At 72.8% G+C, this 13,618-nt stretch carries 15 protein-coding genes; 11 read left to right on the plus strand and 4 right to left on the minus strand.

What is annotated here, in order from left to right:
- Positions 1-2 precede the first annotated feature (2 nt).
- From ABZ117_RS26740 to ABZ117_RS26750, 3 genes are all read left to right on the plus strand, one after another.
- On the plus strand, positions 3-1,892 hold the full coding sequence (locus ABZ117_RS26740; RefSeq protein WP_356824404.1) for a dipeptide ABC transporter ATP-binding protein: 1,890 nt from the start codon (positions 3-5) through the stop codon (positions 1,890-1,892).
- Between the two features lie 100 nt (positions 1,893-1,992).
- Positions 1,993-3,384: a M1 family metallopeptidase gene (locus ABZ117_RS26745; RefSeq protein WP_356824342.1), complete on the plus strand. Its 1,392-nt coding sequence runs from the start codon at positions 1,993-1,995 to the stop codon at positions 3,382-3,384.
- A gap of 47 nt (positions 3,385-3,431) precedes the next feature.
- Positions 3,432-4,091 carry a trimeric intracellular cation channel family protein gene (locus ABZ117_RS26750; protein WP_356824343.1) on the plus strand — a complete coding sequence of 220 codons (660 nt, stop codon included), beginning with the start codon at positions 3,432-3,434 and terminating at the stop codon, positions 4,089-4,091.
- Here ABZ117_RS26750 and ABZ117_RS26755 read toward each other — a convergent pair.
- Positions 4,000-5,247, minus strand: a complete 1,248-nt coding sequence (locus tag ABZ117_RS26755) for an alpha/beta hydrolase-fold protein (RefSeq protein WP_356824344.1) — start codon at positions 5,245-5,247, stop codon at positions 4,000-4,002. The genes ABZ117_RS26750 and ABZ117_RS26755 overlap by 92 nt on opposite strands.
- 172 nt (positions 5,248-5,419) lie before the next feature.
- Here ABZ117_RS26755 and ABZ117_RS26760 point away from each other — a divergent pair, with 172 nt between their 5' ends.
- Positions 5,420-6,280, plus strand: a complete 861-nt coding sequence (locus ABZ117_RS26760) for a thioesterase family protein (RefSeq protein WP_356824345.1) — start codon at positions 5,420-5,422, stop codon at positions 6,278-6,280.
- Between the two features lie 56 nt (positions 6,281-6,336).
- Here ABZ117_RS26760 and ABZ117_RS26765 read toward each other — a convergent pair whose 3' ends face one another.
- A complete protein-coding gene (locus ABZ117_RS26765) occupies positions 6,337-6,963 on the minus strand; it encodes a TetR family transcriptional regulator (protein WP_356824346.1) in 627 nt (208 codons plus the stop codon).
- A gap of 157 nt (positions 6,964-7,120) precedes the next feature.
- Between ABZ117_RS26765 and ABZ117_RS26770 the strand changes: the two genes are divergently transcribed.
- From ABZ117_RS26770 to ABZ117_RS26780, 3 genes are all read left to right on the plus strand, one after another.
- Positions 7,121-7,285, plus strand: a complete 165-nt coding sequence (locus ABZ117_RS26770; RefSeq protein WP_356824347.1) for a hypothetical protein — start codon at positions 7,121-7,123, stop codon at positions 7,283-7,285.
- A gap of 121 nt (positions 7,286-7,406) precedes the next feature.
- Positions 7,407-7,685, plus strand: coding sequence for a DUF4190 domain-containing protein (locus ABZ117_RS26775; RefSeq protein WP_356824348.1), 279 nt, complete (start codon positions 7,407-7,409; stop codon positions 7,683-7,685).
- A 64-nt stretch (positions 7,686-7,749) separates the two neighbouring features.
- Entirely contained in the window at positions 7,750-8,919 is a 1,170-nt protein-coding gene (locus tag ABZ117_RS26780; protein ID WP_356824349.1) for a cysteine desulfurase family protein, read from the plus strand.
- Positions 8,920-8,961: 42 nt separating this feature from the next.
- Here the strand turns inward: ABZ117_RS26780 and ABZ117_RS26785 are convergent, their stop codons facing one another.
- Positions 8,962-9,642, minus strand: coding sequence for an N-acetylmuramoyl-L-alanine amidase (locus tag ABZ117_RS26785; RefSeq protein ID WP_356824350.1), 681 nt, complete (start codon positions 9,640-9,642; stop codon positions 8,962-8,964).
- A gap of 81 nt (positions 9,643-9,723) precedes the next feature.
- Between ABZ117_RS26785 and mnmA the strand changes: the two genes are divergently transcribed.
- On the plus strand, positions 9,724-10,851 hold the full coding sequence (mnmA, locus tag ABZ117_RS26790) for a tRNA 2-thiouridine(34) synthase MnmA (protein WP_356824351.1): 1,128 nt from the start codon (positions 9,724-9,726) through the stop codon (positions 10,849-10,851).
- Between the two features lie 65 nt (positions 10,852-10,916).
- On the opposite strand, the gene ABZ117_RS26795 is transcribed toward mnmA, so the two are convergent.
- On the minus strand, positions 10,917-11,240 hold the full coding sequence (locus tag ABZ117_RS26795) for a DUF427 domain-containing protein (protein ID WP_356824352.1): 324 nt from the start codon (positions 11,238-11,240) through the stop codon (positions 10,917-10,919).
- 65 nt (positions 11,241-11,305) lie between these two features.
- On the opposite strand from ABZ117_RS26795, the gene ABZ117_RS26800 reads away from it, so the two are divergent.
- From ABZ117_RS26800 to ABZ117_RS26810, 3 genes are read left to right on the plus strand one after another with little or no spacing between them, the layout of a single operon-like run.
- A complete protein-coding gene (locus ABZ117_RS26800) occupies positions 11,306-11,836 on the plus strand; it encodes a TIGR00730 family Rossman fold protein (RefSeq protein WP_356824353.1) in 531 nt (176 codons plus the stop codon).
- A gap of 37 nt (positions 11,837-11,873) precedes the next feature.
- Complete coding sequence (locus ABZ117_RS26805; protein WP_356824354.1) at positions 11,874-12,572, plus strand: SDR family oxidoreductase; 699 nt, start codon at positions 11,874-11,876, stop codon at positions 12,570-12,572.
- A 31-nt stretch (positions 12,573-12,603) separates the two neighbouring features.
- Positions 12,604-13,611, plus strand: coding sequence for a methionine synthase (locus tag ABZ117_RS26810; RefSeq protein WP_356824355.1), 1,008 nt, complete (start codon positions 12,604-12,606; stop codon positions 13,609-13,611).
- Positions 13,612-13,618 lie beyond the last annotated feature (7 nt).

Below are 13,618 nucleotides of genomic sequence, written 5' to 3' on the forward strand. Positions count from 1 at the left end.
CCGTGATCCCGCAGCAGGCGACGGCCCCCGAGGACCGTGACGTGCTGCTCAGGGTCGAGGGGCTGATCAAGCACTTCCCGATCAAGAAGGGCATCCTCCAGCGTCAGGTCGGCGCCGTGAAGGCCGTCGACGGCATCGACTTCGAGGTGCGCAAGGGCGAGACCCTCGGCGTGGTCGGCGAGTCGGGCTGCGGCAAGTCGACCATGGGCCGGGTCATCACCCGGCTCCAGGACCCGACCGGCGGAAAGATCACCTTCGAGGGCCGGGACATCACGCGGCTGGGCACCGGGCAGATGCGCCCGCTGCGCCGCGACATCCAGATGATCTTCCAGGACCCGTACGGCTCCCTGAACCCGCGGCACACCATCGGCTCCATCGTCTCCGCGCCCTTCCGGTTGCAGGGCGTGGAGCCCGAGGGCGGGGTGAAGAAGGAGGTCCAGCGGCTCCTCGAACTGGTCGGTCTCAGCCCCGAGCACTACAACCGCTACCCGCACGAGTTCTCCGGCGGTCAGCGCCAGCGCATCGGCATCGCCCGCGCGCTCGCCCTGAAGCCGAAGCTGGTGGTGGCCGACGAGCCGGTCTCCGCGCTGGACGTGTCGATCCAGGCGCAGGTCGTCAACCTCATGGACGACCTCCAGCAGGAACTCGGCCTCACCTATGTGATCATCGCCCACGACCTCTCCGTGGTCCGGCACGTCTCGGACCGCATCGCGGTGATGTACCTCGGCAAGATCGTCGAACTCGCCGACCGCAACTCGCTGTACGAGGCGCCGATGCACCCGTACACCAAGGCGCTGATGTCGGCGGTGCCGGTCCCGGACCCCAAGCGCCGGGGCCAGAAGACCGAGCGCATCCTGCTCCGCGGTGACGTCCCGTCGCCGATCGCCCCGCCCTCCGGCTGCCGGTTCCACACCCGCTGCTGGAAGGCGACGCAGATCTGCCAGACGACCGAGCCGCAGCTCGTGGAGCTGAGGCCGGGTCAGCGGGTCGCCTGCCACCACCCGGAGAACTTCGCCGACCAGGCACCGCAGGACACGGTCCTGCTGTCGTCGGCGGTGGCCTCCGCCGGTGCGGCGGGCAAGGAGCCGGTGTCCGAGGTGGCTGCCGGGAAGACGGCGGCGCCGGAGACGGCCGAGGCGACGGAGACGGCGGAGACCTCGGCGGCACCGGAAGCGGTGGCCGCGTCCGAGGCGGCCGGAACCGCCGGCGCGCACACCGGACCGGGCGCGAAGACGTCGGCCACGAAGGTGCCGGCGACCGAAGAGGCCGCGGCGGAGAAGGCTTCGTCGGAGGCGCCCGTGGCGGAGAAGGCTCCGGCCGAGGAGCCGGCGGCCGAGGTGCCCCCGGCGGAGGTGCCTACCGTCGGGGAGCCCTCGGCGGAGAAGGCTTCGTCCGGGGAGCCGGTGACTGAGGAGCCCTCGGCGGAGGTGCCTACCGCCGGGGAGCCCTCGGCGGAGAAGCCCGCGGCCACGGAGCCGGTGGCCGAGAAGGCTTCGGCCGAGGAGCCCCCGGCCGAGGTGCCCACCGTCGCGGAACCCACAGCGGAGAAGCCCGCGGCCGCGAAGCCCGTGGCGAAGAAGCCCGCGGCCGCGAAGCCCGTGGCGAAGAAGCCGGCGGCCCCAAAGACCGCGGCGACCAAGCCCGCGGCCGACAAGCCTCTGGCGGACAAGCCCGCAGCCACGGAGCCCGTGGCGAAGAAGCCCGCGGTCGAGAAGCCCCTGGCGGACAAGCCCGCGGCGGACAAGCCCGCGGCCGAGCCCGCGGCGGACAAGCCCGCGGCCGACAAGCCCCTGGCTGAGAAGCCCTCGGCCACGGAGGCCTCGGCCGGCGGTGGTGCCGAAGTCGGTGGGGCCCGTGCCGGTGACGAGGCCGCGGAGGTTTCCGACGAGTAGCACATGACGACTGGGCAAAGTCATGTACATGCCCGAACGGGAGAGCGCAGAGTCGTCCGTGTCAGGCCACTGACCGGCACATGCTCGAAAGGGACGACTCATGGCACTCTCCCGTTCGGCACGTCTGGGGGCCCTCGCCACCGCGGCGGCCTCCTTCCTCGTCATCGCCGCCTCGGCCGCCCCCACCCAGGGCGCCCCCGGCATCGGCGACTCCTACTTCCCCCGGCTCGGCAACGGCGGCTTCGACGCCCGCCACTACGACCTGGACGTCGCCTACACCCCCGGTACCGGCCGCCTCGACGGCCGTACGACCCTCACCGCCCGCGCCACCCGCACCCTCTCCTCCTTCGACCTCGATCTCCAGCAGCTGGAGATCACGCGGATCGAGGTCGACGGCAGACGGGCCGAGTTCACGCGCGACGGCGACGAGGTCACCGTCACCCCGCGGCACAGCCTGCGCGAGGGAAGGGACTTCCGGGTCACCGTCACCTACGGCGGCGTACCGCAGTCCCTCGGCGGGCCCATCGTCTTCGGCTCCCGGTACGGCTGGATGAAGACGGACGACGGCGTCTTCGTCGCCTGTGAGCCCAACGCCGCCTCCACCTGGTTCCCGTCCAGCGACCACCCTTCCGACAAGGCCACCTACGACATCCGGATCAAGGCGCCCGAGGGGCTGACGGCCGTCTCCAACGGCCGGCTGGTGTCGACGTACGTCAGGGGCGGCTCGACGTACACCCACTGGCGCGAGTCGAGGCCCATGGCGACCTACCTCGCCACCGCCACCATCGGGAAGTTCGACGTGCGCACCGGGCGGACCCCCGGCGGCATCCCGGTCTACGTCGCCGTCGACCCCGTGCTGAAGAACGGCAACAGCGTCGACGTGTACGCGGTCACGTCCGCCGTCACCGACTACTGGTCGCAGCTCTTCGGGCCGTACCCCTTCGAGGAGACCGGCGCGATCGTGGACGACATGCCCGAGGCGGGGTTCTCGCTGGAGGTGCAGAGCAAGCCCGCCTACTCGGCGGTGCGCAGCGAGACGACCATCGTGCACGAGTTGGCCCACCAGTGGTTCGGCGACTCGGTGAGCGTGGCACGGTGGAAGGACATCTGGCTCAACGAGGGGTTCGCCACCTACGCCCAGTGGCTGTGGGCGGAGCACCAGGGCACCCGCGCCGCCCACGACTCCTTCCTCGCCGCCTACAACGCCCGCCCCGCCGACTCCGCCTTCTGGCAGATCGAGGTGGCCGACCCGCAGCGGGACACGATGTTCGCCTCCGCCGTCTACCAGCGCGGCGCGATGGCGCTCCAGGCACTGCGCGAGCGGATCGGCGACACCGCCTTCTTCCGGCTGCTGCCCGCCTGGACGGCGCTGCACCGGTACGGCAACGCGGACACCGCCGATTTCGTCCGCCTCGCCGAGCGGATCAGCGGACAGCAGCTGGACGACCTGTTCGACACCTGGCTGTTCACCACAGGGAAACCCGCCCTGTGAGCCTGGCTTTGTAAGGTTCCGTCTCGCCGGCAGGTGAGAATGGCAGGGTGCAGCTCCAGCAACTCTTCAGTCCCTCCGTCCAGCACACGCTCGATGTGATCGGCATCTTCGTGTTCGCGATCTCCGGCGCCCTGCTGGCCGTCCGGAAGAACTTCGACGTCTTCGGCATCGCCGTCCTCGCCGAGGTCACCGCGCTGGGCGGGGGGATGATCCGTGACCTGGTCATCGGGGCCGTGCCCCCGACCGCCTTCACGGACCTCGGGTACTTCCTGACGCCCCTGCTCGCCACGCTCGTCGTCTTCTTCCTGCACCCGCACGTCGAGCGCATCCAGTCCGCGGTGCTCGTCTTCGACGCGGCCGGCCTCGGCCTGTTCTGCGTCAGCGGTACGACGAAGGCGTACAGCTACGGCCTCGGCCTGACCGCGTCGGCCACGCTGGGCCTGGCCACCGCCGTCGGCGGCGGCGTGCTGCGGGACGTGCTGGCCAACGAGGTGCCCTCGCTGCTGCGCTGGGACCGCGACCTGTACGCGGTCCCGGCGATCGTCGGCGCCACCATGGTCGTGCTGTGCATCCGCTACGGCGCCCTCACCCCGTTCACCAGCGGACTCGCGGTCGTCACCGCCTTCGTGCTGCGTCTGCTCGCGATGCGCTTCCACTGGCGAGCGCCGCGTGCGTGGAACCGGCGTTCGACGGTGACCGAGGAGTAGAGCCGGCGAGGGACCCGTCCTGCCCGCCGGCGCGGTTCTGGCCCATCTGGAGGGTCAGCCAGCGGAAGGCCGCGGGGACCTGCGGCCGCCACAGCGCCATCGTGTGGCCGCCCGCGCTGCGCGGCAGGAACACCACGTGCACGGTGGTCGGCGCCTTGGCGGCGGACGCCAGGGCCTCGCCCGCCTGGTAGCCGTCGCCGGACTCGCCGGAGAGGTACAGCGCGACGGGGGGCGGTACGGCCGCCCGCCTGAGCAGCAGGTAGGGGTTGTTCGCGGCGCGCAGGGCGGGGGTCTGGGCGGCGAGGGAACTGCGTTCGCCGATCGGGTCGTTGTAGCCGGACATGCTCACCGCGGCCCGGTACCGGCCGGGGTGGGCCACCGCCAGCTTGACCGCGCAGTGCGCGCCCGCCGAGTACCCGGCCACCGCCCAGCCCCGGGGCGCGGGCTGGGCCCGGAAGTTGTCCGTGACCATCTTCGGCACGTCGACGCTGAGCCAGCTGTCGGCGTTGACCTGGCCCGGGACGTTGGCGCAGCCGGTGTCGACGCCGGCCAGCAGGTTGGTGCGCGGGGCGACGAGGATGAACGGCGCCACCTGGCCGCTCCGCATCAGCGGCAGCAGCTGCTCATGGGTGCGCATCGACCCGAACCAGGCCTTGGCGGACCCGGGGTAGCCCGGCAGCAGTTCGACCACCGGGAACCGTTTGTGGCGGTAGGCGGGATCGTCGTACTGCGGCGGCAGCCAGACGTACACCTCGGCGTTCACACCGGAGACCCGGCCCCGGAGCTGGGTGACCCGTACTCCGCCGGCCGCGCGCATGCCGGGTCCGTCGGCCGCCCGGAAGGTCTGCCTGACCCGGGGCAGGCGTTTCACGGCGATGCCGCCGGTGCCGTCCCGGCCGAGGTCGGCGGCCTCCTGTACGTGGTTGCCGGTGCCGAGCAGGTCCGCCCAGTTGTCGTACAGGTTGTTCTGGTTGTTGACCAGTACGAAGACCAGGGTGACGGCCGTACCCTGGGCGAACAGCAGCATGAGGATCCGGGCCACGGCCCGCAGAGGCCGGGGCCCGCGCATCCGCGACCACAGGACGAGCGGCAGTACGAGGGCGACCACCGACAGCACGAGGGTGGTGTAGAGGAACGGAGTCCCGGTGAGGCTCATGTCCCCATAGAGGGGAATCACCGGCCGGGGGTTGTGGACGTGTCCTGACACTTACCGAGAAATTGCCGGAAGCTCACCCGGAGGCCGGAACTCTTACCCTTGGCCGGGTCGCGCCATCCGCCCGCAACAAAGAAAGCTACCGCTTAGTAGTTTGCTGCTGTACCGTTTCCCCATGCCCGAAGCGACTTCCGCCCCGGCCAGGCGCGCCGTGATCGGCGACAGCGAGTTCGACCGCGACACCGCGGTCGCCCGGCGCGAGCCCGGCGTCTACGACGTCGACCTCTCGGCCGGCTGGACCATCATCAACGCCGTCAACGGCGGCTATCTGCTGGCCGTACTCGGCCGGGCCCTCGCGGACACCCTCCCGCATCCGGACCCGTTCACCATCACCGCGCACTACCTGACCGCCTCGCAGCCCGGTCCGGCGGTCGTCCGCACCGGGACCGTCCGCACCGGCCGCACCCTCTCCACCGGCCAGGCCTCGCTCTTCCAGTACGACGACGAGGGCAACGAGGTCGAACGCATCCGCGTCCTGGCCTCCTACGGCGACCTCGCCACCCTCCCCGACGACGTGCGCACGACGGCCACCCCGCCCGCGATCCCACCGCTGGAGCGGTGTTTCGGCCCGGACGACGCGCCGGCGCCCGTCCCCGGCAGCTCCGCGATCGCCGACCGTCTGATGCTCAAGCTGGACCCCGGCACCCTCGGCTGGGCACTCGGCGCGCCCTCCGGCAGGGGCGAGATGCGCGCCTGGTTCGGCCTCGCCGACGGCCGCGACGCCGACCCGTTGTCGCTGCTCCTCGCGGTGGACGCCCTCCCGCCCACGGCCTTCGAGATCGGCCTGCGGGGCTGGGTCCCCACGGTGGAACTCACCGTCCACGTCCGCCACCGTCCGGCCCCCGGCCCGCTGCGGGTCGCGATCACCACCCGCAATCTGGCCGGCGGCTTCCTGGAGGAGGACGCCGAGGTCTGGGACAGCGAGGACCGTCTGGTCGCCCAGTCCCGTCAGCTGGCCCGCGTCAGGCTCGGCTGAGCGGCGCGGAAGCGGGGTGAGGGGCGGCTCCCGGGCCGCCCCTCACCCGTATGCGGTCAGTCGAGCCAGTGGCCGCGGCCGATGGTGATGAGCCGCAGCTGGCGGGTGGCCAGCTGGGTCACCCGCTCGCGCTCCTCCTCCGGAGCCTCCAGCGCCTCCAGGAACAGGGAGGCGGTGATGAGCATCTGGTCGACGTAGAGGTGCGCGAGCATCAGCAGGTCGTCGTCGCTCCAGCCCGCCGCCTCCGGGTCCCCGGCCAGCTCGGCCTTCACCTCCTCGGCGAACCGCAGCAGCTGGTCCCGGATGGCCTCGCGCACCGGCTGCACGCCGCCGTGCCGTTCCCGGGCGATGAAGCGGACGTGCGCCGGGTACGCCGCGACGTGACGGGCGATCAGCTCGACGGCGCGCGTGATGCGTTCCTCGCTGTCACCCGTCGTCGACACCGTCGTCCGCACCATCGGATGCAGACTTCCCAGCGCCTCGTCGACCAGGGCCACACCGAGGTCGGCGGTCGAGCGGAAGTGCCGGTAGAAGGCGGTCGGCGCGACGCCGACGGCCCGGGTGACCTCGCGCAGGCCCAGGCTGCTCAGGCTCTGCTCCTCCAGCAGCGCGAGCGCCGCGTCGAGGAAGGCCTGCCGGGTCTTCTGCTTCTGGGCCTGCCGGATGCCGAGGGTGTGACTCATGTCATCCAGTTAACAACTGTTCTCCAGAATTGGAAAGCCGTCGGAGGCGCTAGACTCGAAGTCAGTGAACAACTGTTACTACAACTGTTCACCCAAACTTCACACCGGCCGAACACGCCGGCCGCACACGAGGTATTCCTGAGGGGGATCCGATCCCATGCTGTTCCTCGTCGCCGCTCTCATGCTGTTCGGTGTCGTGCTGGGCACCGTGGCCCACGCGCCGCTGACCGTCACCGCCGCCCTGGCCGCCGTCATCGTCGTCTGGCTCGCCGTCTTCGCGCTCCGCGAGCGCCACGGCCGCCGCCGGCCCTCGGCCAACTGACCGGCCGCGGGCACCGGGGCCCCACACGGAACCGGCGGGGCCGCCGGAGCCACGCAGACACCAGGACCACCAGGACCACCAGGACCACCAGGACCATCAGGACCATCAGGAGCTGACACCCATGCACCTCACCGCACCGGCCGTGCCCCGCACCGGCACCCGCCCGCGCATGCGCGACGCCGACGGCATGGCCGTGGCGTCCTTCATCCTCGGCCTCCTCGGCCTGCTCGTCCTCAACCTCTTCCTCGGGCCGGTCGCCGTCGTCCTCGCCGCGGCCGCCCTGTGGCGCGGCACGAGCCGCCCTGGCCGCGCCTGCCTGGGTCTGGCCCTCGGCGTCGCCGACCTCGCCGTCCTGGTGGCGGCCATGGAGATGTCCGGCACGGTGTCCTGGAGCCTGTGAGGCGCCGGACGCCGCCCGGCGCGGCCGGAGCCGGCCGTGGGGGCCACGTAGAATCGGCGTCACCATGGCATACCTCGACCACGCCGCCACGACCCCGATGCTCCCGGAGGCGGCAGAGGCACTGACCGCTCAGCTGAGCATCACCGGCAACGCGTCCGCCCTGCACGCCTCCGGGCGCCGGGCCCGCCGCACGGTCGAGGAATCCCGGGAGGCCCTGGCGGAAGCGCTGGGCGCCCGCCCCAGCGAGGTCGTCCTCACGTCCGGCGGCACCGAGGCCGACAACCTAGCCGTCAAGGGCCTGTACTGGTCGCGCCGCGCCGCCGACCCGGCCCGCACCCGGGTCCTGGCCAGCCCGGTCGAGCACCACGCCGTGCTGGACGCCGTGCACTGGCTCGGCGAGCACGAGGGCGCGACGGTCGAGTACCTTCCCGTCGACTCCCACGGCCGCGTCCACCCCGAGGTCCTGCGCGAGGCCATCGCCCGCAACCCCGACGACGTCGCCCTGGCCACCGTGATGTGGGCCAACAACGAGATCGGCACCCTCATGCCGGTCCGCGAACTCGCGGAGGTCGCCGCCGAGTTCGGCGTTCCGCTGCATGCCGACGCGGTCCAGGCCTTCGGTCAGGTCCCGGTCGGCTTCGAGGCCTCCGGTCTCGCCGCGATGACGGTGTCCGGCCACAAGATCGGCGGCCCGTACGGCATCGGCGCCCTGATCCTCGGCCGCGAGCACACCCCCGTACCCGTCCTGCACGGCGGCGGCCAGGAGCGCCACGTCCGCTCCGGCACGCTCGACGTCCCGGCCGTCGCCTCCTTCGCCGTGGCCGGCCGGCTCGCCGCCGGGCGGCAGGAGCGGTTCGCCCGCGAGATCGGTGCCCTGCGCGACCGGCTGGTCGACGCCGTCCTCACGGCCGTGCCGGACGCGCTCCTCGGCGGCGACCCCGCCCCCGGGGGCCGCCTGCCGGCCAACGCGCACTTCACCTTCCCCGGCTGCGAGGGCGACTCCCTGCTGCTCCTGCTGGACGCCCAGGGCATCGAGTGCTCCACCGGCTCCGCCTGCACCGCCGGCGTCGCCCAGCCCAGTCACGTCCTCCTCGCCACCGGAACCGACCCGGACCTGGCCCGCGGCACCCTGCGCTTCTCCCTCGGCCACACCTCCACCGAGGCCGACGTCGAGGCGGTGGCCAAGGCGATCGGCCCCGCGGTGGAACGGGCCCGCGCGGCGGGGCTCACCTAGCCGCGGAAGCCCACCGGCCGGAAGGCCGGACCGGTCGGGGGCTCACCCGGCCGCCGGGGCTCCCGGGTGTGCGGCGCGGACCAGCCGCAGATAGCGCTCCCAGTCCCAGAACCGGCCCGGGTCCGTGTGGTCGGTGCCCGGCACCTCCGCGTGTCCCACGACGTGCGCACGGTCGGCGGGTATGCCGTAGCGCCGGCATATCGCCGCCGTCAGCCGTGCCGAGGCCGTGTACAGGGCGTCCGTGAAGGACGAGGCGTCCTCTACGAAGCCCTCGTGCTCGATGCCGACGCTGCGCTCGTTGTACTCCCGGTTGCCCGCGTGGAAGGCGACGTCCAGCTCCCGGACCAGTTGGGTGACCCGCCCGTCCCGGCGCACGACGTAGTGCGCCGCCGCTCCGTGCGCCGGGTCCTGGAAGACCTTCACCGCCGACGCGTAGCCGCCCTGGGTGACATGGACGACCACCCGGTCCACCGGATAGTCGTCCGGCCGGTCCGCCCGCCGGTAGTTCGCGGGGGAGGCCGCCACCCAGCGCGCGCCCTGGAAGTCCACCGCGCCCGCCACCCGGGACCGCTCCACCCCGGGCAGCCGCCACCACAGCCGCGCCAGCTCCTCCCGGGCCAGCACGGCCGTGCCCAGAGCCGCGGCGGCCCCGCCGGCCAGCAGGGCCCGCCGCCCCAGCCGCCGGTCCGAGTCGCCCGTCCCCGTCCCCGTCCGCGTCGCCATCGTCACCCCCTCGTCGCCCCTGCCGTCCTCAACGGCTGCCCGGCCCATCCGGTTCCCGCGTCCCCGTACCCTGGAAGGGCTATGACTGACACCCCGCAGCGCACCCGCCCCCTCCGCGTCCTCGCCGCCATGTCCGGCGGGGTCGACTCCGCCGTCGCCGCCGCGCGCGCCGCGGAAGCCGGCCACGACGTCACCGGCGTCCACCTCGCGCTCTCCGCGAACCCGCAGTCCTTCCGTACCGGCGCGCGGGGCTGTTGCACCATCGAGGACTCGCGCGACGCCCGGCGCGCCGCCGACGTCATCGGCATCCCGTTCTACGTCTGGGACCTCGCCGACCGCTTCCGCGAGGACGTCGTCGAGGACTTCGTCGCCGAGTACGAGGCCGGCCGCACCCCCAACCCGTGCCTGCGCTGCAACGAGAAGATCAAGTTCGCCGCGCTCCTGGACAAGGCGCTGGCCCTCGGCTTCGACGCCGTCTGCACCGGCCACTACGCCAAGGTGATCGTGCGCGAGGACGGCTCTCGCGAACTGCACCGCGCCTCCGACATGGCGAAGGACCAGTCGTACGTGCTGGGCGTGCTGGACGAGAAGCAGCTCGCCCACGCGCTGTTCCCGCTCGGCGACACGGTCACCACGAAGGAGGAGATCCGCGCGGAGGCCGAGCGCCGGGGCCTGGCCGTCGCCAAGAAGCCCGACTCGCACGACATCTGCTTCATCGCCGACGGCGACACGCAGGGCTTCCTGGCCGGCCGGCTCGGCAGGGCCGAGGGCGACATCGTGGACGAGTCCGGCACCCGGCTGGGCACGCACGAGGGCGCGTACGGCTTCACCATCGGCCAGCGCAAGGGGCTCAGGATCGGCACCCCGGCCGCCGACGGCAAGCCCCGCTACGTCCTGGACATCTCCCCGGTCACCAACACCGTCACGGTGGGCCCGGCCGAGGCCCTGGACGTCACCGCCCTCACCGCGATCAGGCCCCGCTGGTGCGGCACCGCCCCCACCGCCGCGGGCACCTACACCGCCCAGCTGCGTGCGCACGGCGGCGAGACGCAGGTGACCGCCGAACCGGCCGGCGGCGAGCTGCGGGTCACCTTCGCCGAGCCGGTCCGCGGGGTCGCCCCCGGCCAGGCGATCGTGCTGTACGACGGCACGCGCGTGGTGGGCTCGGCGACGATCGCGGCCACCACGCGCGCGGCGGCGGCGGTCTGAGCCCGCCCACCACGTCCGTTCCCCGGCCGTGCGGGCCGCCCCCGCACGGCCCCGGCACCGGCCGGTCAGGACACCTCGGCGTCGTAGAAGCAGTAGTGGTCCTTGATCTCGGCGACCTCCGGCTTCGGGTCCGGGTACCCCCAGACGAGGTCGGGAGCGTCCGGCAGGGACCAGTACGACGCGGTGCCCTTGAAGGGGCAGACGGTGTGCGTGTCGGAGGGAGCCAGCAGGTCCAGCGCCACGTCCTCGGCGGGGACGTAGTACCGCACCGGACAGCCCGTCTCCCGCAGCTCCAGCGAGCGGTCGGACTCGGCGAGCACCAGGCCGTCGCGCTCCACGCGCACGTGCCGCCCGCTCTTCTCGATCGTGATCGTGTGTCCTCGGGTCATACCGGGTCAGCACCGCGCGGGCCGCGCTTCTTCCCGCCCGGGCCGGTCACCGTACGGTAGGAGCCATGAACATCTGCGTCTTCCTGTCCGCCGCCGACCTCGACGAGCGGTACACCGGCCCCGCGCGCGCGTTCGCCGAACTGATCGGAAGGGCCGGCCACACCCTGGTCTGGGGCGGCTCGGACGTCGGCCTGATGAAGGTGGTCGCCGACGGCGTGCAGGAGGCGGGCGGCAGGCTGCTGGGCGTCTCCGTGGAGTTCCTGGCGAACAAGGCGCGGCCCGGCGCCGACGAGATGGTCATCGCCGCCGACCTCGCCGAGCGCAAGAAACTGCTGCTGGAGAAGGCCGACGCCGTGGTGATCATGGTGGGCGGGACCGGCACGCTCGACGAGGCCACCGAGATCCTGGAACTGAAGAAGCACGGCCGCACCGAGAAGCCGGTCGTGCTGCTGAACACCGCGGGCTTCTACGACGGACTCCAGCAGCAGTTCCTCCGCATGGAGGCCGAGGGCTTCCTGCCCCGCCCGCTGTCCGAGCTGGTCTTCTTCGCCGAGGAGCCCGCCGCGGCGCTCCGGTACCTGGAGTCCGCGACCTGAGCGGCCGCCGCCGTGCCCGGCGCCCGCTGATGCGAGCATGGCGGGCATGGCTACTCATGTGATCACCGGAGCCGGTTCCGGCATCGGCGCGGCCGTGGCCCGCCGGCTGCACGCGCGCGGGGACGACCTCGTGCTGCACGCGCGCGACGCGGGCCGCGCCAGGGAACTGGCCGCCGGGTTCCCCGGCGCCCGCACCCTCGTCGGCGACCTCGCGGACCCCGACCGGCTGTCCTGGGCGTTCTCCCACCAGACACTCCCGGGCAGCGTGGACTCCCTGCTGCACATCGCCGGCGTCGTCGACCTCGGTGACGTCGGCGACCTGACCCCGAAGTCCTGGCACCACCAGCTCAACGTCAACCTGATCGCCCCCGCCGAGCTGACCCGGCACTTCCTGCCGCAGCTGCGGGCGGCCCGCGGCCATGTGATCTTCGTCAACTCCGGCTCCGGCCTCAACGCCCACGCCGGCTGGTCCGCTTACGCCGCCTCCAAGCACGGCCTGAAGGCGCTCGCCGATTCCCTCCGCCAGGAGGAGCACGCGGCCGGTGTCCGGGTCACCTCCGTCTACCCCGGCCGCACCGCCAGCCCCATGCAGGCCAAGGTCCACCAGCAGCAGGGCGAGGAGTACGACCCGGCCCGGTGGATCGACCCCGAGTCGGTCGCCACGACGATCCTGATGGCCCTGGACCTGCCGCGGGACGCGGAGGTCAACGACCTGACGGTACGACCGGGGCGCTGATCCGGGCCGCCGGGTTCCGTAGGCTGCCCCGGTGAGCGAAAACAGCGTGTTCAGGTTCGGTGGCGCCACCGGTGTCGGGTCCCTGCCCGGTGGCGATGCCCGGGAGGCCGCCAGGACCGCCACCGGGTCCTTCGAGGACTTCCCCTTCCTTGCCGAGCTGCCCGCGCGCGGACCCGGCGCCGACATGATCGGCCGTACCGCCGGCATGCTGGTCGAGCTGTACGCGCGCGTGGAGCCCAGCGGCTGGCGGATCGGCGACCGGCCGGGCCGGGACACCCGGCGGGCCCGGTCCTGGCTGGGCGAGGACCTCGACGCCGTCGAGGAGTTCACGCAGGGCTACGAGGGCGATCTGAAGGTGCAGGCCGTCGGGCCCTGGACGCTGGCCGCGGCCCTGGAGCTGAGGAACGGCGAGGCCGCCCTGTCGGACCCCGGTGCGTGCCGGGACCTCGCCGCCTCGCTCGCCGAGGGACTGCGCCTGCACCTGGACGAGGTGCGGCGCCGCGTCCCCGGCGCCCGGATCGTCCTCCAGCTCGACGAGCCCTCCCTGACCGACGTGCTGCGCGGACAGGTGCGGACCGCCAGCGGCTACCGCAGGCACCGCACGGTGGACCGGCAGGTCGTGGAGGCCACGCTCCGGGACGTCGTCGGGGTGAACGGCGGCGGACCCGTAGTCGTGCACTCCTGCGCCCCGGACGTGCCGTTCGCGCTGCTGCGGCGGGCCGGCGCGGCGGCCGTCTCCTTCGATCTCGCGCTCCTCACCGAGCGTGACGACGAGGTGATCGGCGAGGCCGTCGAGAGCGGGACCCGGCTGTTCGCCGGTGTCGTGCCGGGCACGGACGGCCCATTGTCGGACCCTGCCGGTAGCGTCATGGGTGTCAGGACGCTGTGGCGCAGGCTGGGGCTGCATCCGGGGCTGCTCGCGGAGGCGGTCACGGTCACCCCGGCGTGCGGTCTGGCGGGCGCCTCCCCGGGCTACGCACGCCAGGCGCTCGCCCACTGCGCCCAGGCGGCGAGATCCCTCGCGGACAACCCAGAGTAACGGGAGG

Source organism: Streptomyces sp. NPDC006309 (assembly GCF_040613095.1).
In the GTDB taxonomy this organism is placed as follows: domain Bacteria; phylum Actinomycetota; class Actinomycetes; order Streptomycetales; family Streptomycetaceae; genus Streptomyces.